Annotated in this window: 20 protein-coding genes and 2 pseudogenes; 11 read left to right on the forward strand and 11 right to left on the reverse strand. The window is 44.0% G+C overall.

Annotated elements, in window-relative coordinates; translation table 11 throughout:
• Window positions 1-141: 141 nt before the first annotated feature.
• The 3 genes and pseudogenes from OCU38_RS01335 to OCU38_RS01345 form a co-directional block, all read right to left on the reverse strand.
• Window positions 142-594, reverse strand: a pseudogene (locus tag OCU38_RS01335) (TAXI family TRAP transporter solute-binding subunit); the annotation flags it as partial.
• Window positions 595-628: 34 nt separating this feature from the next.
• Window positions 629-1,812, reverse strand: a protein-coding gene (locus OCU38_RS01340) for an IS3 family transposase (protein ID WP_261823483.1) whose coding sequence is annotated in 2 segments (ribosomal slippage) — window positions 629-1,527 and window positions 1,527-1,812 — 1,185 coding nt in all. Because the reading frame shifts where the segments join, the coding sequence is not laid out codon by codon here.
• A 49-nt stretch (window positions 1,813-1,861) separates the two neighbouring features.
• Window positions 1,862-2,380: pseudogene (locus OCU38_RS01345) on the reverse strand (TAXI family TRAP transporter solute-binding subunit); the annotation flags it as partial.
• Between the two features lie 65 nt (window positions 2,381-2,445).
• On the opposite strand from OCU38_RS01345, the gene OCU38_RS01350 reads away from it, so the two are divergent.
• On the forward strand, window positions 2,446-2,700 hold the full coding sequence (locus tag OCU38_RS01350) for a hypothetical protein (RefSeq protein WP_152821457.1): 255 nt from the start codon (window positions 2,446-2,448) through the stop codon (window positions 2,698-2,700).
• Between the two features lie 114 nt (window positions 2,701-2,814).
• On the opposite strand, the gene argR is transcribed toward OCU38_RS01350, so the two are convergent.
• The gene (gene argR / locus OCU38_RS01355) at window positions 2,815-3,285 is read right to left on the reverse strand and encodes a transcriptional regulator ArgR (RefSeq protein WP_023402502.1); all 471 of its coding nucleotides are present in this window, start codon (window positions 3,283-3,285) and stop codon (window positions 2,815-2,817) included.
• Between the two features lie 294 nt (window positions 3,286-3,579).
• Between argR and mdh the strand changes: the two genes are divergently transcribed.
• Window positions 3,580-4,515, forward strand: coding sequence for a malate dehydrogenase (mdh, locus tag OCU38_RS01360; RefSeq protein WP_152821455.1), 936 nt, complete (start codon window positions 3,580-3,582; stop codon window positions 4,513-4,515).
• A 124-nt stretch (window positions 4,516-4,639) separates the two neighbouring features.
• On the opposite strand, the gene ispB is transcribed toward mdh, so the two are convergent.
• A complete protein-coding gene (ispB, locus tag OCU38_RS01365) occupies window positions 4,640-5,611 on the reverse strand; it encodes an octaprenyl diphosphate synthase (protein WP_152821453.1) in 972 nt (323 codons plus the stop codon).
• 269 nt (window positions 5,612-5,880) lie between these two features.
• On the opposite strand from ispB, the gene rplU reads away from it, so the two are divergent.
• The 7 genes from rplU to folA all read left to right on the forward strand — a co-directional run bounded on the left by rplU (window position 5,881) and on the right by folA (window position 10,886).
• Complete coding sequence (gene rplU, locus OCU38_RS01370) at window positions 5,881-6,192, forward strand: 50S ribosomal protein L21 (RefSeq protein ID WP_017029047.1); 312 nt, start codon at window positions 5,881-5,883, stop codon at window positions 6,190-6,192.
• A gap of 19 nt (window positions 6,193-6,211) precedes the next feature.
• Window positions 6,212-6,469: a 50S ribosomal protein L27 gene (gene rpmA / locus OCU38_RS01375; protein ID WP_017029046.1), complete on the forward strand. Its 258-nt coding sequence runs from the start codon at window positions 6,212-6,214 to the stop codon at window positions 6,467-6,469.
• Between the two features lie 220 nt (window positions 6,470-6,689).
• Entirely contained in the window at window positions 6,690-7,856 is a 1,167-nt protein-coding gene (cgtA, locus tag OCU38_RS01380; protein ID WP_152821451.1) for an Obg family GTPase CgtA, read from the forward strand.
• A 112-nt stretch (window positions 7,857-7,968) separates the two neighbouring features.
• Window positions 7,969-9,027 carry an FUSC family protein gene (locus OCU38_RS01385; RefSeq protein ID WP_152821449.1) on the forward strand — a complete coding sequence of 353 codons (1,059 nt, stop codon included), beginning with the start codon at window positions 7,969-7,971 and terminating at the stop codon, window positions 9,025-9,027.
• Between the two features lie 119 nt (window positions 9,028-9,146).
• Window positions 9,147-9,914: a threonine/serine exporter family protein gene (locus OCU38_RS01390; RefSeq protein WP_152821447.1), complete on the forward strand. Its 768-nt coding sequence runs from the start codon at window positions 9,147-9,149 to the stop codon at window positions 9,912-9,914.
• Window positions 9,911-10,387 carry a threonine/serine exporter family protein gene (locus OCU38_RS01395; RefSeq protein ID WP_023402508.1) on the forward strand — a complete coding sequence of 159 codons (477 nt, stop codon included), beginning with the start codon at window positions 9,911-9,913 and terminating at the stop codon, window positions 10,385-10,387. Before OCU38_RS01390 ends, OCU38_RS01395 begins: the two co-directional genes overlap by 4 nt.
• Before the next feature lie 10 nt (window positions 10,388-10,397).
• Complete coding sequence (gene folA, locus OCU38_RS01400) at window positions 10,398-10,886, forward strand: type 3 dihydrofolate reductase (protein WP_152821445.1); 489 nt, start codon at window positions 10,398-10,400, stop codon at window positions 10,884-10,886.
• A 54-nt stretch (window positions 10,887-10,940) separates the two neighbouring features.
• On the opposite strand, the gene OCU38_RS01405 is transcribed toward folA, so the two are convergent.
• From OCU38_RS01405 to lptD, 6 genes are read right to left on the reverse strand one after another with little or no spacing between them, the layout of a single operon-like run.
• Window positions 10,941-11,744, reverse strand: coding sequence for a symmetrical bis(5'-nucleosyl)-tetraphosphatase (locus OCU38_RS01405; protein ID WP_152821443.1), 804 nt, complete (start codon window positions 11,742-11,744; stop codon window positions 10,941-10,943).
• 14 nt (window positions 11,745-11,758) lie between these two features.
• The gene (gene apaG / locus OCU38_RS01410; RefSeq protein ID WP_152821441.1) at window positions 11,759-12,139 is read right to left on the reverse strand and encodes a Co2+/Mg2+ efflux protein ApaG; all 381 of its coding nucleotides are present in this window, start codon (window positions 12,137-12,139) and stop codon (window positions 11,759-11,761) included.
• A 30-nt stretch (window positions 12,140-12,169) separates the two neighbouring features.
• On the reverse strand, window positions 12,170-12,973 hold the full coding sequence (rsmA, locus tag OCU38_RS01415) for a 16S rRNA (adenine(1518)-N(6)/adenine(1519)-N(6))-dimethyltransferase RsmA (protein ID WP_152821439.1): 804 nt from the start codon (window positions 12,971-12,973) through the stop codon (window positions 12,170-12,172).
• Window positions 12,970-13,956, reverse strand: a complete 987-nt coding sequence (pdxA, locus tag OCU38_RS01420; protein ID WP_023402512.1) for a 4-hydroxythreonine-4-phosphate dehydrogenase PdxA — start codon at window positions 13,954-13,956, stop codon at window positions 12,970-12,972. The genes rsmA and pdxA overlap by 4 nt, the downstream gene beginning before the upstream one ends.
• Window positions 13,946-15,256 carry a peptidylprolyl isomerase SurA gene (gene surA, locus OCU38_RS01425; protein ID WP_152821436.1) on the reverse strand — a complete coding sequence of 437 codons (1,311 nt, stop codon included), beginning with the start codon at window positions 15,254-15,256 and terminating at the stop codon, window positions 13,946-13,948. Before surA ends, pdxA begins: the two co-directional genes overlap by 11 nt.
• 48 nt (window positions 15,257-15,304) lie before the next feature.
• Window positions 15,305-17,746, reverse strand: coding sequence for an LPS assembly protein LptD (lptD, locus tag OCU38_RS01430; protein WP_152821434.1), 2,442 nt, complete (start codon window positions 17,744-17,746; stop codon window positions 15,305-15,307).
• Between the two features lie 148 nt (window positions 17,747-17,894).
• Here lptD and djlA point away from each other — a divergent pair, with 148 nt between their 5' ends.
• On the forward strand, window positions 17,895-18,740 hold the full coding sequence (djlA, locus tag OCU38_RS01435; protein ID WP_152821432.1) for a co-chaperone DjlA: 846 nt from the start codon (window positions 17,895-17,897) through the stop codon (window positions 18,738-18,740).
• Between the two features lie 8 nt (window positions 18,741-18,748).
• A complete protein-coding gene (locus OCU38_RS01440; protein ID WP_261823484.1) occupies window positions 18,749-19,294 on the forward strand; it encodes a DUF924 family protein in 546 nt (181 codons plus the stop codon).
• Window positions 19,295-19,296 lie beyond the last annotated feature (2 nt).

A 19,296-nucleotide genomic window follows, 5' to 3' on the forward strand; every position in this document is an offset into this window, starting at 1 on the left:
GCAAACAAAAAGTCCCACCTGAAAGGGGGGCATTGGCTAGTGGGGATGACTTTCCCCAACACTACAAATAGTTTGAAAAGGAGGCCGAAGCCTCCTTCATACCAATCGTAATAATTAAGTGATTGGTAGTATTGTCAGCACTTATTTAAGTAGGCCGACTTCTTTGTAGTACTTCACTGCACCTGGGTGAAGTGGAATGGATAACCCATCTTTTACCATGTTTTCTTTTTTCAAATTAGCGAAAGCAGGGTGTAGACGTTTGAAGGTATCAAAGTTTTCAAATACCGCTTTTGCCACGGTATAAGCAACTTCATCAGAAACGTCAGATGTGGTTACCATAGTTGCCGCAACACCGAAGCTTTTCACGTCGATGTCTGTACCACGATACATGCCAGCCGGAACTGTGCTAAATGCGTAGTATGGGTTGTCAGCAACGATCTTGTCGATCTGTGGGCCTGTCGCTGGAACAAGCTTTGCATTACAAGAGGTTGTTGCTTCTTTGATAGAGCCATTTGGGTGACCTACCATGTAGATGAATGCATCAATCTTGTTATCACAAAGTGCTTGTGAACGCTCAGAACCTTTTAGCTCAGAATGATCTTCACCCGATAAAATGGACACCTATTTTCTAAAACCCCATCACAACTTCATATTCATGTGGGCTTCGATATCCTAAACTAGAATGCAGTCTATAACGGTTATAAAAATGCTGGATATAACCCGCTAGTTTATCTCTGAGCTGCTTCTCACTTTTAAACGTATTCTTTCTAATAATATCGCTTTTAAGCGTGTGAAAAAATGATTCGACCTCAGCGTTATCTGTGCAGTGACTAGGGCGATTCATACTCGGCACAATACCATTTTTTTTAAGAAGCGCTTGCACCTCATGGGAACGATACTCTGAGCCTCTATCTGTATGGAACAATAAACCACTAGACGGAGCACGGTTACGTACTGCCATCCTTAATGAACTCATAGTCAATGCTGTACTTTTTTGCTTACCAAGAGACCAACCCACCACTTTTCGTGAGTAAAGATCAATAATGACCGCAAGGTACATCCAACGATTACCTTGTCGAATATAAGTTAAATCGCCAGACCACTGTTGGTTCACCGCTGTTGGCTTAGGCGTATCTTTCTTAATATTCTTTATCGATTGATAAAAACGATGCAACTTGGCCATCTTCAAATAGATTCGATAGCTTCTTGCTCTGAGTCCATGCTCCTTCATTAATCGCGCAACACGTTTACGACTAACAGATATGCCATGCCTTCTCAGCTCAGCATGAACTCTTGGACTACCATATGTCTCACGACTCTTCGCAAATATCTTTTTGATTTCCATGAGTAAGTCCGATTCAGACTGACTATATTTACTAGGCGAACGCACCAGCCAAGCATAATAGCCAGATCTAGAAACCGATAAATGGCGACACATCATCACTATAGGAAACACTGATTTGTATTTCTTTATGAACCTGAATTTTGTCGATTTTCCTGGGCTACGAATCGTTGCCACTTTTTTAGCAGATCATTCTCTAACCTAAGCTGTTCGTTTTGACGCTCTAGTTCAGCAAGTCGATTAGACTCTACCTTTTGCTTGGGTATGTGTGGTTTTTTCTTTCGTTTATCTTCCATGATGATCCCTTCTCGATACTCCTTGCGCCATCTGGATAACATGAAAGGATGTATATCCAACGACTGAGCTACTCCCTTAACTGTAGCCCCATCTCGAAGAGAAAGTCGAACAGCTGTGACCTTAAATTCTGTTGGGTATTGTTGCGTCTTTTTACCTGATTTATAAGCTGGCATAACCACCTCCAATATTAATTGAAGGTGTCCACTAGATCGGGTCAACTACAGAAGCCAGTTTAAAGCTGTCGTTAGTCCAGCCCATTGCGTCCATTACAACGCTCATCGTTGCACGGTCACCAGAGCCTGGATTACCAATGTTGACACGCTTGCCAGCTAGGTCGGAAACGTTGTTAATACCAGAATCTTCGCGTGCGATAATATTAAAAGGTTCGGTGTGAAGAGAGAACATCGCGCGTAGTTTCTTGTATGGGCCTTGCTCAGAAAACTTGCTAGTACCGTTGTAGCCGTGGAATTGCCAATCAGACTGCACGATACCAAAATCAAGCTCGCCAGAGCGAAGGGTGTTGACGTTGTAAATAGAACCGCCAGTGGATTCAACTGAACAACGAATGCTGTGATCGTTACGATCTTTGTTAACTAATTTACAGATAGCACCGCCAGTTGGGTAATAGACACCCGTTACTGAGCCAGTACCGATAGTGATGAACTCTTGAGCAGAAACAACGCTTGCACCCATAACTGCAGCTGCAATCGCGCCGAACTTAATTGCTTTCTTAAATGCCATGATGTTTTCTTCCTTATGTCCATGATCATACCAACAGCCTTCTATGTGCTGTTGAGGTTTCCTGTATGGAAACGGCACCTTTTTCAACTCCTACAATGCCCATAGCACTTAAAATGACGTTATTTTTATCGATATTGATCGAGTCTTTTAAGCGTAGTTCGCTTTACAGAAACGCTCAACATAACATCAATTGTGGTAAGGGATTTGTTGAAAAAGTGTCTGCATCATATCAAAAAACAACCAGAAATAGGGTGCATAGAGAGATTGACAGTACAAAATCAGTTGCTTATGCGATTAATTTTACGGAGTATTTTAAATAAAAGTCTTTATAAACAATTACTTATGGTTTTTGTGCTCAAGAGGGAGTATTTTATTAGGATGTGATCGTTCTCACAGCCTGAAAATCAGGCTGTGTTAGTAGGACAAATTATATTTTATCCAACATATTCAAAGAGTTCGCAAACAGAATCGAAGAGTTGTTTGGTGTCTATTTCTAGGGTTGGAGTGATGAAGATGGTGTCATCGCCAGCGACTACACCAAGAATGCCTTCCGACTTACCTAGAGAGTCAAGCAGTCGAGCAATCAGTTGCGCACCGGCAGGGCCGGTATGAATAACAACAAGCGCATTGTTGTAGTCGATGCTTAAGACTAATTCACGCAACGAGCTTGATACTGTTGGTACTCCAAGCTCTGCTGGCAAGCAATAAACCATTTCCATTTTGGCATTGCGAGTTCGAACAGCACCAAACTTGGTGAGCATGCGCGAGACTTTAGATTGATTGATATTGTCAAACCCTTCGAGCTTTAGTGCTTCAACAATCTCACTTTGTGAGCCGAAACGTTCTTGTTTCAAAAGGGATTTGAACTCGCGGACTAAATGGTCCTGTTTTTCGCTGTTTCGCATTACTTGTTCCACATATTATTGATTTTATGTTCACTGGAGAGCTTTACCTCAGTTGGTACAGTGTCTCATAGAACGAGATCATTCCCAAGTAATGGGATTGTTACTCGATAAAAACCTCTTATCTTGTGTGTCAATTCGTGATGAAGGACAGGCATTAGCAGGAATAGATGTGCGATGAGTGAGTAAGGTCGCAAAGGTGTAGTTACGTAATTGTAAATGCAAAGTAAATATTATAATTTCAGGCTTAATATATCAGGGAACAAAACGACCTCTAAATTATCCAAGGAGAACACAATGAAAGTCGCTGTTATCGGAGCTGCTGGTGGAATTGGACAAGCACTAGCCTTACTATTGAAAAACAACCTTCCTGCTGGTTCAGATCTAGCTCTTTATGACATTGCACCTGTAACTCCTGGCGTTGCTGCTGATCTTGGTCACATACCAACTCCAGTAACTGTTTCTGGTTTCTCAGGAGAAGATCCAACACCAGCATTAGTTGATGCAGATGTTGTATTAATCTCGGCAGGTGTAGCTCGTAAACCGGGCATGGATCGTGAAGATCTATTCAACGTGAATGCTGGCATTGTTAAATCATTAGCAGAAAAGATCGCAGTGGTTTGCCCAACAGCATGCATTGGTATTATCACCAACCCAGTCAACACCACCGTAGCAATTGCGGCTGACGTACTGAAAAAAGCCGGTGTATACGATAAGCGTCGCTTATTTGGTGTAACGACTTTGGATGTGATTCGCTCTGAAACGTTTGTCGGTCAATTAAAAGGGCTTGATCCAACCAAAATCAATGTACCTGTGATTGGAGGCCACTCTGGGGTGACGATTCTTCCTCTTCTTTCTCAAATCGAAGGCGTGGAATTTACTAGTGAAGAAGTTTCTTGGTTAACTATTCGTATCCAAGATGCGGGCACTGAAGTTGTTGAAGCAAAAGCGGGCGGTGGTAGTGCAACCTTGTCGATGGGACAAGCGGCTTGTCGTTTCGGTCTGTCGCTGGTACGCGCACTGCAAGGTGAAGCCAATATCGTTGAATGTGCTTATGTTGAAGGCAGAGGCGAACATACGCGATTCTTTGCACAGCCTGTTAAATTAGGCAAAGAAGGCGTTGAAGAGATTTTAGGTTACGGTGAGTTGAGTAATTTTGAAAGATCGTCTTTGGACGGCATGTTAGAAACACTGTCTAACGATATCAGCAAAGGTGAAGCATTCGCTAAATAGTGGGTGGCTGACCTGTTTTAGGACAGGACAATTAGATACGAGAAGCGGATCATGATGATCCGCTTTTTATTTGTTAGATATCGTGCTTGCGATCGACGCCAAGCGCAATTAATGCTGAGCGCGATTACTTGCTGCGTTTCACTGCAAGGTGCGCCAGTGCTTCAAGCGCTTGTTTCTCAGGGGAGTCAGCCAGTTTAGCTAACGCGGCAATCGCTTTATCTGCTTCCTGATTTGCGACTTTAGTGGTGTATTCTAGAGCGCCAGTTTGATGCATAGCGGCTAAAATTTCTTCTAGTCGATCCATTCCGTTGGCTTTCTCGATGGCTTCAACAATCATCTCTTTTTGTTCCTGTGAGCCATTTTGCATAGCGTACAGCAACGGAAGGGTAGGTTTACCCTCTGCTAGGTCATCACCCACGTTCTTGCCCATCTCTTTGCCGTCAGCGGTGTAATCTAATACATCATCAATGAGCTGGAATGCGGTGCCAAGGTGGCGACCGTAGGTTTGCATGGCCGTTTCCATCTCAGGGCTCGCTTCTGCCAAAATAGCGGATAACTGAGAGGCTGACTCAAACAGACGAGCCGTTTTAGAGTAAATCACCTGCATGTAGCTTTCTTCTGTTGTAGAAGCATCATTGCAATTCATTAATTGCTGAACTTCCCCTTCGGCGATGACGTTTACCGCTTCACTCATTAGCTCAAGGATCCTTAATGATCCTAAGCTGGTCATCATTTGGAAAGAGCGAGTGTAAATATAATCACCCACCAGTACGCTAGGTGCGTTGCCAAAGGCTGCATTCGCGGTTTCTTTGCCGCGTCGCATGTCTGATTCGTCTACTACATCATCATGTAACAAGGTCGCCGTATGGATAAATTCAATGAACGCAGCTGCCGTAATATGACCTTCACCTTGGTAACCTAACGCACGGGCTGCTAGGAGTGTGATGAGAGGGCGCAGACGCTTTCCACCGCCACTGACAATGTAGTAACCCAGTTGATTAATCAGAGTGACCTCTGAGTTTAATTGAGCTTGGATTGTTTGATCTACTTTTGCCATGTCGTCGGCAGTGAGGTCCTGGATAGCACTAAAGTCCATGATACTTCCGGTTTTGAGTTGCTACAAAGGGGTAGCTAAGATGATAATTAATGTCGAATTTTACACTAAAAAACGTTGCTAAATACAGCTGTAAAAGGCATCATTCTCACACTTTTATGTGGCGATTATCTTTTCGCCGATTTTTTTAAAATATGGCTTGTTTTATGTGATGCGTTCACGTAGAATCTGCGCCCTATTGATAAATTAGTTAGCGCACACCCAAACTGCCCAAAACAGGCAAAGGCTGTGCGGAAAAAGCGGAGTAAAATATGTACGCTGTTTTCCAATCTGGTGGTAAACAACACCGTGTAAGCGAAGGCCAAACTCTTCGTTTAGAGAAATTGGACGTTGAAACTGGTGCAACTGTTGAGTTTGACTCAGTTCTTATGATCGCAAACGGTGAAGAAATCACTGTTGGTGCTCCTCTTGTAGAGGGCGGTAAAGTTGTAGCTGAAGTGGTTAAGCACGGTCGTGGCGATAAAGTAAAAATCGTTAAGTTCCGTCGTCGTAAGCACTCTCGTAAGCAACAAGGTCATCGTCAGTGGTTCACTGAAGTGAAGATCACTGGCATTAACGCTTAAGTTTTAGGAGAGTTAAACAATGGCACACAAAAAAGCTGGCGGTTCTACTCGTAACGGTCGCGATTCAGAAAGCAAACGCCTAGGTGTTAAGCGTTTTGGTGGCGAATCAGTTCTAGCGGGTAACATCATCGTTCGTCAACGTGGTACTAAATTCCACGCTGGTAACAACGTTGGTATCGGTAAAGACCACACTCTTTTCGCTCTTACTGAAGGTAAAGTGAAATTTGAAGTTAAAGGTCCTAAGAACCGTAAATTTGTAAGCATCGATTCTGAGTAATTATTACTTAGAACAAGCTGAATTCAAAAGCCCTGCCAATTAGGCGGGGTTTTTTATTTTATAGGTACTCGGTTTCTTGGTCCTGGGTCCTAGAGATGATATCGGTCTCTTATGATGATTGATAACCCCTAGGGTCTAGCACCCAGATACCTAGAACCAAACACAATTGGATCTGCTACATTTGATCCAGTCGGGTATTCACACCAATACGGAGTGAGAAATGAAATTCGTAGATGAAGCAACAGTAAAGGTAGAAGCGGGTGATGGCGGTAACGGCATCGTAAGTTTCTGGCGTGAAAAGTTTATTACAAAAGGTGGTCCTGATGGGGGCGATGGCGGCGACGGTGGTGATATCTACCTTGAAGCTGACGAAAACCTTAACACACTGATTGATTACCGTTTCCAGCGCTTCTACGCCGCTGATCGTGGTGAGAATGGTCGTGGCGGTAACTGTACCGGTAAACGTGGTAAAGATCTGACTCTTAAAGTGCCTGTGGGTACTCGCGCCGTTGATATTCATACCAATGAAACTGTCGGCGAAGTGGCTGAGCACGGCAAAAAAGTTATGATCGCTAAAGGTGGTTGGCATGGCTTAGGTAACACACGCTTTAAGTCTTCAGTGAACCGCGCACCTCGTCAAAAAACAATGGGTACTAAAGGCGAGGTTCGTGAACTTCGTTTAGAGCTATTGCTGTTGGCTGACGTAGGTATGCTTGGCTTACCAAACGCAGGTAAATCTACTTTTATTCGCTCAGTTTCTGCGGCTAAACCAAAGGTAGCGGATTATCCGTTTACCACTCTTATTCCTAGCTTAGGCGTAGTCAGTGTAGTTCCGGAGAAGAGCTTCGTAGTGGCTGATATTCCTGGACTTATCGAAGGCGCAGCAGATGGTGCGGGCCTTGGTATTCGCTTCTTGAAGCACTTGGAACGTTGTCGCGTGCTGCTGCATATGATCGACATCATGCCGATCGATGAAAGTGATCCAGTACAAAATGCATTGACCATTATTGATGAACTAGAGCAGTACAGTGAGAAGTTGCTGAACAAACCGCGCTGGCTAGTCTTCAATAAAGTGGATCTTATGCCAGAAGATGAAGCGAACGAAAAGATCCAACAGATCTTGGATGCGCTAGGCTGGGAAGATCAATACTTCAAAGTATCTGCGATCAACAAGCAGGGTACTAAAGAGTTGTGTTACAAACTGGCTGACTTCATGGACAATCTACCTCGCGAAGCGGAAGAGATTGAAGAAGAAGACAAAGTTGACTTCATGTGGGATGACTACCACAAAGATGCAATGTCAGGCAGCAATGTCGTGACTGAAGACGACGATGATTGGGATGACGATGAAGAAGATGATGGCCACGTAATCTACGTGCGTGATTAGTATCTTCTGTAGACAATCATTTGATTTATAAACATAATAAAAAGAGCCTTGAATCCTTATTCAGGCTCTTTTTTTATTTGGCTGTACAGTTTCATCTCAAGGATATGAGAGTATGTATCTGAACAAGAAGATTTCTGATCTTGACGCGTTTATTTTCGCTAATTATCGCATTGTGCACGGTATTCGAATTGCGGTAGCCTTTGTTTTTACCCTGTTTGTTACCTCCTACTTTGCGCTACCTGAGCGTTCTTGGATCTTGATTACCTTATTTGTGGTTATTGGTCCTATGTCTTATCTAGGCAACGTATTACCACGAGCATGGCACCGAGTATTAGGTACAACTATCGGTGCGGTTTCAGGGATCTTAGGTCTGGCGATGAGTCAGCACTCTATGTTGTTGATGTACCTGTGGTGCTCGATTGTTATCTTTCTTAGTGGTTACTTTGCGTTAGGAAAGAGACCCTATGTTGGGATCTTAATTGGGATCACCTTAGGGGTGACAGTCGGCTCGTCGAATACCCATATTGATGTGGCGGTTTGGCGCGGCTTAGATGTGACTCTTGGCTGTATTATTGCAGTACTGTTTTGCCTTATTCATCCGCAACGCGCCTTTATACATTGGCGTTTACGTACCGCCAACACACTGACCAATTTCTCTAAGGTTTACCATCTTTCATACTCGCCAAATGTATTAGAAAAACCTAGCCTAGAGCCTTATCAAAGCATCATCATGAAACAAATGACGGTGATTAATACCCTTATTTCCCCCTCGGTAAAAGAAACCAAACTGAAGCGTCAGTTGCTAGATGCCATTAACAACCAAATGCGAAACCTATTGAACACCATAGGGTTACTTAATCACTCGTATTGGAGCGATAGGGAAAGTCATCTGAATATGTTGTGGTCTAAGTCTTTGAATAGTTGCCAGAAGCAGATAGAGCAGGAGTTGCAAGACCTTGCCTATTTAGTAGAAAAGGGTGAAATTCGAGGTGGTTTGAATGTGCAAGATATCGATGAGATCACCCGAGAATTAAAAAGCAATATTGCGGAGCTAGGCGGTGAAGAGTCGAATATCTACGGTTATGTATGGCTTAACTTGAAGTTGATTGAAGATTTAGGGGATTTAAAAAAGCTGCTTGTTTTAGCTTTGAATCTCTCACATGAGCATTAACGGTATCTTTATATGCAATATTGGTTGTTTTCAATCAATTAAAATTCAATTACGGGTATAGTTTTTTAGGCAAACCCAATAGAATATCGGCTTTATTTTAAACGATTTGTAAAGCAAGAATGGAATCAGAACAACGCTCTATCTCCCGCCTCATTGCTCAAGCTGGTCAAATGTTACATGCCCATGGTGCAGAAAGCGCCTTAATTGCTGGCATCATGGAACGTATTGGCCTAGCGTGTGGCATGGACGAGGTTGAAGTCTCTTTGTGTGCCAACTCTTTTGTCGTGACGACTGTGACCAGTGAACACTGTATGACAACAGCTCGTCGTTGTGCCGATAGAGGCATAAATATGCGTGTGGTAACAGAAGTTCAGCGTGTTTGCATCATGCTAGAAAAAGGCATACTCGATCATCATTTGGCGCAGCAGAAGTTAGATAAGATCACCCCTGAGCGTTACAATCGTTGGTTCGTTGTATTCATGATTGGCTTATCGTGTGCCTCCTTTAGCCACCTTGCTGGGGGGGATAAAGCGGTGTTTTGCATGACCTTTATTGCCTCAGCCATCGGTATGGTTGTGCGACAAGAGATTGGTCATCGCCATTTCAACCCTATGCTCAACTTCGCCGTCACCGCCTTTGTGACTACCTTTGTATCCGCGCAAGCGGTTGTATTTGAAATCGGCAACAGCCCAAATGTTGTTATGGCATCGTCGGTGTTGATGCTAGTCCCCGGATTCCCCTTAATAAATGCTGTGGCTGATGTGCTAAAAGGCTATATCAATATGGGTATTGCCCGCTTTGTGATGGGCAGTTTACTGACACTTGCTACTTGCTTAGGAATTGTGGCAGTGAGTGGCGTGCTGGGTATGTTTGGGGTGATGCTATGAATGAGTTCTTTTCATTGTTACTCGCACTAATCGATGACATGTTTTTTGCCGCTATTCCTGCGGTCGGCTTTGCGTTGGTATTCAATGTCCCTAAGAATGCGCTTTTTTATTGTGCCTTAGGTGGCGCTGTTGGGCATGGTTCGCGTTTCTTTATGATGCACTTTGGCATGCCTATAGAATGGGCGACTTTGTTTGCCGCTACCTTAGTAGGTTTTATTGGTGTGATTTGGTCACGTCGTTTTTTGGCGCATCCAAAAGTGTTCACCGTGGCGGCTATGATCCCTATGGTTCCGGGGGTGTATGCCTTTAATGCCATGATAGCGATGGTAGAAATTAACCAAACAGGCTATACCCCAGTATTATTTGCCAGTTTGATAGAGAATTTCCTGACCGCAATGTTTATCATTGCAGGACTTGCAGTTGGGCTCGCTATGCCTGGATTGTTTATTTATCGTCGTCGTCCTATCGTTTAAAGGAACATCAATGATCATTAGTATGATTGCCGCTATGGCTCACAACCGTGTTATCGGTAAAGACAATCAAATGCCGTGGCATTTACCAGCAGATTTTGCTTGGTTTAAAAAGTGCACTATGGGTAAGCCTGTGATTATGGGTCGTAAAACCTATGAGTCTATTGGTCGTCCTTTACCGGGGCGTCATAACTTGGTGATTAGCCGTGATTCGCAGTTACAAATTGACGGTGTCACTACGGTCACTTCGATTGAGCAAGCGTTACAGTTAGTTGCAGACGAAGCCGAGGTGATGATTATTGGCGGCGGCTCTATCTATCAGCACTGCTTACCTTTAGCCAACAAGCTGTATTTAACTCATATCGATTTAGAAGTGGCAGGAGATACGCAATTTCCTGATTGGGGTGAGCATTGGACGCAAAGCTACAGTGAAACCTTCGCCGCTGATGAGAAAAATGCGCATGCTATGGAGTTTGTTGTTTTAGATAAAGTAGAAAAGTAGATAAGCTGAACTTAATCAGCCTATCGATATAAATCTAGATATAAATTCTCAGTTTTAAAGCGCTGCTTGAGTAAAGTAGCGCTTATCTTCCCATCTGAGTAACGTCATATAATTCCCCCACACACAGCCTGTATCCAATCCGATAACTTGTGGCGCGTCGATACCCATCAATGCCGCCCAATGCCCAAAAATGGTTTTTTTCGATAGAGGTTTGCGCTGAGTAAGTTCAAACCAAGGCAGTAACTTGCTCTTATCTTCTTGATCCGGTGGCAACTTACTGGCCATGTCTAAGCGACCATCGTGGTAGCAATAACGCATGCGGGTGAAGGCATTGATGATAAAGCGCAGACGTTCCATTCCTTGCAGGGAAGGGTGCCAAATATCGGGTGAGTTACCGTACATTTGTTGTATTAGTGACTGCCAATTCTCCCCACGCAATTCCGATTCTACTTCGGCGGCGGCGGCTTTGGTTTGCGATAAGTCCCATAGAGGGTATATCCCAGCGTGGCTCATTACAAATTCAGGATGCTCGGCAAGCAAAGGTTGTTGGCGAAGCCACTCGATCAGTTGCTCGCAATCTTCAGCGTCTAAAATAGGTTGGGTTTTGTCTCTTGGCTTCGCGCTATGAATACCGAGTGAAACGGCAATAAGATGTAAGTCATGATTACCCAAAACGACTTTGGCAGCATCGCCTAAATCTCGAATAAAGCGTAATGTTTCTAGTGATTTTGGCCCGCGCGCGACCAGATCACCGGCGACCCACAGTGTGTCTTTCTCTGGGTTAAAGTGAACTTGTTCAAGTAATAAAAGGAGTTCATCCAAGCAGCCTTGGATATCGCCAACGAGATAGTTAGACAAGTTGTGGCCTCAAATTAGTTAATGATATTAGGTACAGAAAGGCTAAATGGGGATATTTGAGCTCGAAAGCGCTTACCCTCTGCGGTTTGCATGACATAGTGGCCTTGCATCACGCCGACAGGGGTTTTTAACGCAGTACTGCTGGTGTAGGAGTAATCGTCATTAGAATCGATGACAGGTTGCTCTCCGACCACGCCATCACCTTCAACCGTTATTTCTTTGCCGTCACCATCGGTGATTAGCCAGTATCGGGAAAGCAGTTGTACAGGGGTGGGGCTGAGGTTTTTTATGGTGATCATGTAAATAAATACATAGTGGCCGCTCTCTGCTTCAGATTGCGCCTCTATGTATTTAGTTTGCACATGACATTTTATACAAGGTTGACTAACGTCCATATTCGGTCTCCTTGCTAAGGTGGTTAAACCTTAGTGATTGTCTGCAAGCCAGTTGGCCATATCGACAAATTGTTTCAGAGTGAGGTTCTCTGGGCGCATGCTTGGGTTGATATCTAACTGCTCCATAACTTCTGCACTAATCAGTGAGCGGTAGCAGTTACGAATGGTTTTGCGACGCTGGTTAAAGCCATCACGACACACTCTATCAAGCCATTTTAGATCTTTTGCTGGGTACGGTAATACTTCGTATGGCATTAGGCGCACGACAGCTGAATCTACTTTCGGTGGTGGTATAAATGCTGTTGGTGGCACTTCCAGTACTGGCATTACTTTACAGTAGTACTGCGCCATAACCGTTAGGCGACCATAGGCTTTAGTGCCTGGGCCTGCTGCTAAGCGATTCACCACTTCTTTTTGCAGCATAAAGTGCATGTCTTGGATGTCTTTGTGAAATTCAAACAAATGGAACATCAAAGGGGTCGAAATGTTGTATGGCAAGTTACCAAAAATACGTAACTTATTGTTTGGCTTTACCAATTGGGTAAAGTCAAAACGCATAGCATCACCTTCATGGATAGTCAGCTTAGAGCTTAAATCCGGGTGATTGCGTAAGCGTTCAGCCAGATCTCTATCTAGCTCAATTACGGTTAACTTATCAACTAATTTACCCACAGGCTCAGTAATTGCGCCTAGGCCTGGACCAATCTCAACCAAGTTTTGGCCTGGTAGTGGGTTAATAGATGAAACGATTCCGTCGATAATGTACGGGTCGTTTAGAAAGTTTTGACCAAAACGTTTACGCGCTTTGTGTCCTAAGTGGACATCATTTCTCATTGTTTTTTCTCAACTAATTCAATCGCGTGGGACAGTGCCGTTTGGAAGCTGCCTGTATCCGCGTTACCTGTGCCGGCCAAATCTAAGGCTGTACCATGATCGACAGAGGTTCTTATAAAGGGTAGACCCAGAGTAATATTAACGGAACTTCCAAAGCCTTTGTATTTTAGCACTGGAAGTACTTGGTCGTGGTACATACCCAAAATCACATCAGCATCTTCTAGATACTTGTGATTAAAAATGGTGTCTGCAGGTAGTGGACCAACAATGTCCATACCTTGTTCTCTTAGCTTATCTAAAGTGGGAGAAATCGTTTCGATTTCTTCTTGCCCTAAACAGCCGTCTTCTCCCGCATGAGGGTTTAATCCACACACATAAATGCGAGGGTTTGGCAGAGCAAACTTAGTGACCATATCCTTATGTAGAATCTGCATAATTTGCTCGATTCTTTCTTCGGTTACTGCTTTTGACACATAAGCCAATGGAATGTGTGTCGTCACCAACGCAACTTTGAGTCCTTCTGTTGCTAGCATCATCACCACCATAGGGGTATCAGATTGCTCAGCGAAAAACTCGGTATGCCCACTAAAGGCAACACCAGCTCGGTTAATGACCCCCTTGTGCACGGGGCCGGTAACTATAGCGGCAAACTCATCATTCATACAGCCTTGTGCGGCTCTTTCTAAGGTTTTTAGAACATAATGGCCGTTAGCTTCGTTGAGTTGACCGATTACGGTCTGTTGCGCCAATGGAATGTGTTCTACCACCAATTGGCCTTTTTGCTGCGGTGTTGGCTTGCTATTGGCATCATAATCAACAATGTCGACCTCAATACCAAGATGCTGTGCGCGCTGTTGTAGCATCTCTTTATCGGCGCACACCACTAATTGGTGCGGATAAGGATTATCGGCTAACGATAAAACAAGATCTGGGCCAATACCGGCAGGTTCACCGGCTGTAATTATGATTCGATTACAATGCATCGTCAGCCTCTTCAGAATCTTGTTTGTCGAGTCTTTCAATGAAAGCACTGGCTCTTAATTCTTGCATCCACGCTGAGGCTTCTTCGTTAAACTTACGATTAAACAGAATGCGATAAGCCTTATTAGTCATAGCGCTGTCGGTGCGATCTTCTTGACGACGATCTAGCACTTCAACAATATGCCAGCCATGCACGGTTTCAAATGGTTCACTGATTTGACCAACAGGCAGTGTTTCTACTTGGTGTTTAAATTCAGGTACATATAGATCCGGTGTTTGGTAGCCAAGTTCACCGTCATTTGCTGCAGAACCTGTATCGGCACTGTATTGTCGTGCTAGCTCACCAAAGGTAGCTTCACCAGATTTGATTTTACGAATGAAATCATACAGCTCACGTTTAGCGCCTTCATCACTCAAAATAACGGAGGTTTTAATCAAGATATGACGTGCATTAACTTCGGTTACGGCAACGGTTTTTAGCCCTCGAACATCATTCACTTTTAAGATGTGAAAACCAATACCGCTACGGAAAGGACCAATAATGGCGTCTTTACCTTGCGAGGTGATTTGGTCTGCAAAGATGGTAGGCATTTCTTCTTTATGCATCCAGCCCCACTCACCGCCTTCTAAGGCTTTTGGGCCTTTTGAATATGCGATAGCGAGATCGGCAAATTTCTCACCATTTTTCAGTCTTTCGACTAGCTTATTGGCTTCTTCTTCCACTTCGGCTTTAGATTGATCATCATTGAAACGCAGTTGGATATGACTGATGTCGTAGTTCACATCTTTATTGGTTTCTTTGGCTAGCATGCCAGCCAATGTTTCGACTTCTGCCGGTAGGATATTGATGCGACGACGCACCAACGCATTACGCGCTTCTGAGATAGCCACTTCGGTGCGAATTTGCTCACGGAACTCAGTGTAGCTAAGACCTTTTGCTTTCACGCTCGCCAACAGTTGAGCTTGGCTTTGATTATTTTTATCCGCAATGCTTTGGATGGCTTGATCAAGGCGATTGTCGTCAATGCGCACGCCAATACGCTTGGCTTCTTGTGATTGCAGTTCATCCATAATCAACTTATCGATGACTTGCTCTTTAAGTACGTCGCCTTCAGGAAGTGCCTGTTTATTTTCTTGGACGTTGAGCTTAAGTGTTTTCATCGCACTATCGATATCGCTTTGTAAAATCACGCCATCGTTAACGATTACTACTACTCGGTCTAATTCAACTGGCGCCGCTACAGTCATAGCAGGTATCAGTATTAGGATCATCGAAGCAATGAGTCGTTTAAACATATTCATTTGTTTTCCAATACATCTTAATGATCACCGGTGTATTCCAGTGAAATTTTAGTTATTCAAATAGAAAGGACGACCGTAACCTAGAGCGTTACCTCCGTCACCATAATCTGTTCCAAAATTAGTGCCAAATCCAATAATGCCGATATTGAAGCTAATATTCTCTTCATATTCAGGCCCTGGAGTATGAATCCCGACATTATCCCATGAGCGCAATTGGTCTGTGTAGGTGATACCCACATACCAACAATCAGAGGTATAAGTGACGCGAGCCAATGCTTCTAGCATGATGTTTTCAGTCGTATCGTAGAAGTACTGACCGTTAACATTCCAGTTTTTATTGATCTTATATCCGCCTAATAAACCCACTTGCGAGATACCATCAGTGGTGATGTTATCTAGGTTGATAGAGCTACCTACGGTCTTATCAAGATAACTTCTGGTGACATAGCGATAGTTTGTTTGTATGTATCCAGCACCTTGACGGTATTCAATGGTGCTATCGGCTAACTGTATTTCTTCTGCGCTAATATCATATTGCAACCCGCCATGATAGAAGAGGTAGTCATTGAAGTTAAAGTCACTTTCAATCGCCCAAGCAGAGTAGTTAGAATCAGCGGTATCTGTATCGCTAGAATCTGTGTTTAAGTAGTAGATCTGGCCAAAGGAGAGGTTCATTCTCTCTTTGTAGCTAGAGTCATAAAAACGAGTCGTGGCACCATAACTAATTTGGTTAGCGGCCGCTATTTTATCTACGCCACTGTATTTACGAGTTCTGAACAAGCCATAGTAGTCCGTTTGCAGCAGGGTAGTATCGTAGTCGTAAATATTGCTTTGGTCTTCATACGGTACATACAAATACTGCACTTTAGGTTCTAGAGTTTGGGTGTAACCATCTATGAAAGTGGTATCTCGCTCAAGAAACAATGTACCGGTACTACGAAACTCTGGGATTGAGCGGAACACTTCCGAGTCGAGGTTTTTAGGATCGGTAATATCATCTAGGTCTTGATGGTAATAAGTGCCTAATAAACGCCCTTCGCTTTCCCAACTGCCCCAAGTGGTGTTCAGTGGCACGGTCAAACCGGGTTCAATATGAACACGGGTAGCATCTTTTGGTTTTACTTTACGCGCATCATCGGTAGAAAACTGTGTGATGTGACTGATCACGTCAAAATCGAGGTTCGGCATCAGCTGAGGATAAAAATAGTGCGCACTCAACTGCGGCAACATCCGATAAGGGAGGTTGGTCGTAGTGGATAACAGCTGAAAATCACGCACTAATAAACTGGTGTCCCAGTGCTCATTACGATAAGAGACTTTACCTTGTTGCAGTAATTGTCCGTCTTCTCGCTCACCTATGTTCGATGAGATGTCTCTAAAGTAATAAATGTCACTGACTTTTGCATAGTCAACTTCCAGTTTCCAGTTGCGATCAAATACACCATAGTGGCTGTAGCCAAAGCCCCAACGATCGCCGAGCTCTGGGTATTTTTGGTCGTCAGCTAGGTATTGAGCGTCAATCTGACCGCGACCCCAGTCACTCAGGTATCTAAACTTAGCGTCAGTTTGTAATCCACGTTCAGACATATATTTGAACGTAGTTTCTAAATCATAATTGGGCGCAAGGTTCCAATAAATCGGGACTTCTAACTCAAAGCCGTCACTGGTGCCATAAGCAACCGTTGGATATAAAAAGCCGGTTTTACGATTATCACCAATAGGCACGGTTAGCCATGGTAGATAAAAAACAGGAACTTTCTGGATTTCAAAGCGCGGGTTATACAGCGTCGCTTCTTCGGCTTCTTGGTCTATTTCAATTGAGGATGAAACCAAGCGCCATGAGTCATCATCTTCTGGACAAGAAGTGATTGAGCCATCTTTCAACTCATAATACAGCTTACCTTCGGCACGAATCACCTTGGCATCACCACGTCCGTTTTGACATAGCAACTGATAGTTGGCCATTTCTAGCGTAGTAACATCGGTATCAAGGTTGGTGGTAGCTGTATCAGAAACCGTTTTGATTTGACCGTTGGCCATTTTTACGTTGCCTTTGGCAACTATGGTGTTTTGCTCTTGATAGAGAGTAACGCTATCGGCATCAAGGCGTTTGTTGCCTTGTGTCACTTCTACATTGCCGCTGTAAGTGGCTTCTTTGCCATTGATTCCATCAAGAGAATCAGCTTCAACATTGGTCGGTAGCGAGTTTGCTTGGTCGGCATCATCAGGAGGTAGGCACTGTGACGTCAGATCAAAGGTTTGGTCTTTGGCTGCAGAAAGCAGTGCGGTCAACTCAGCAGCAGGAGCTGAATCTTGCTCTGGTGTTGAATTGTCTGTGGAGTCATTCTGAGAGTCATTAAGATCAACATTTGCAACCGATCCTTGATCTTCAGGGGAGTTCTCCTGCACACTAGTTTCCGCCTGCGCATTTGTAACCAACAACGCAGTGGTTATAGAAAGAGCTAGCCAGGTGCGGGGAAATTTTGACATCGAATAGAAACTTCCTTGATGATGAATAAGTCCGTAGACTGTAGTTGACCGTTTACTCGGCAGAATGTTCCTTATGATAATAGAATTTGGAGCATCAGGCACTAAAAGAGCACATTACTCTATAAAAATTAGTAGATTGAGAAAAAGCATGCATTTTTTTGGCAAAATATTAGGCGCATTTTTTGGTTTTTTGTTCGGTGGAGCGTTTGGCGCGCTACTCGGGCTGTACATTGGACATAGATTTGATCGAGCAAAAACATTAAGTCGAGCTCGTCAAAGTGGCTTTGGTGGATTCCAAAGAGGCGCAAATCCAGCGCAACAAGCGGAGTTCTTCCAAGCGGCGTTTTCGGTGATGGGGCATGTTGCTAAGGCAAAAGGTCAAGTTACCGAGCAAGAAATTCAACTTGCAAGCATCATGATGCAACGTATGAACTTGGATGAAAACCAAAGACGAACCGCTCAAGAGGCATTTCGTCAAGGTAAGTCGGCCTCGTTCCCGCTGCGTGATGTGCTAAATCGAGTACGCGAAATTAGCCGTGGCAGACATGATTTAACGCAGTTCTTCCTTGAGCTACAAATTTCAGCGGCTTTCGCCGATGGTAGTTTGCATCCTAAAGAGCGCGATGTGTTACACATTGTTGCTGAGGTGCTTGGCTTTAGCGCGGCTCAATTGGAGCGCCGTCTAAAAATGCAAGAAGCGGCGTATCGTTTCCAGCAAAGCGGTGGCTTTGGTGGTCAGCATTCTGGTGGTGGTTATCAGCAGCAAGCGACCACTCAAGACCAATTGGCCGCGGCTTATGAGATCCTTGGCGTCGAAGCTTCGGCTGAACCAAAAGAGATTAAACGAGCTTATCGCAAGTTGATGAATGAACATCACCCAGACAAACTTTCAGCGAAAGGCTTGCCGCCTGAGATGCTGGAAGTGGCAAAAGAAAAAGCACAAGAGATTCAACACGCCTATGATGTAGTTAAGAAAGAGAGAAACTTTAAATAGGTAAATTGATGACATTGAGTCATAGCGACGTCTTACACTATTGGTTTACAGAGTTGGAACCACAAGATTGGTTCCGCTCCAATCCAGATGTTGATCTGCAAATCAAACAGCGTTTTATGTCGCTACATCAGCAAGCCGTGCAATGTGAGCTTGCTGATTGGCGCGACTCCGCTAGTGGGCGTTTAGCGGAGATTATCGTACTCGATCAGTTTTCGCGCAATTTATACCGGCAATCAGCGCTCGCTTTTGCCAATGATTCTTTGGCGTTAGCCTTGGCGCAAGAAGCGGTTTCTCTTGGCGTTGATAAAACACTGCCTTTGTCACAAAGAAGCTTTCTGTACATGCCTTACATGCATAGTGAGTCTTTACTTATTCATCAGCATGGCTTGCAATTATTTACTCAAAGTGATCTTAAAAATAACCGCGAATTTCACCTGCAACACACCGCTATTTTACAGCGCTTTGGCCGATATCCTCATCGTAATCAAGCTTTAGGCCGAGTCAGCACCCCAGAAGAGCTGACTTTCCTTTCTCAGCCCGGCTCTAGCTTCTAATT

Origin of the sequence: Vibrio neonatus, assembly GCF_024346975.1 — a bacterium.
Classification (GTDB): Bacteria; Pseudomonadota; Gammaproteobacteria; order Enterobacterales; family Vibrionaceae; genus Vibrio; species Vibrio neonatus.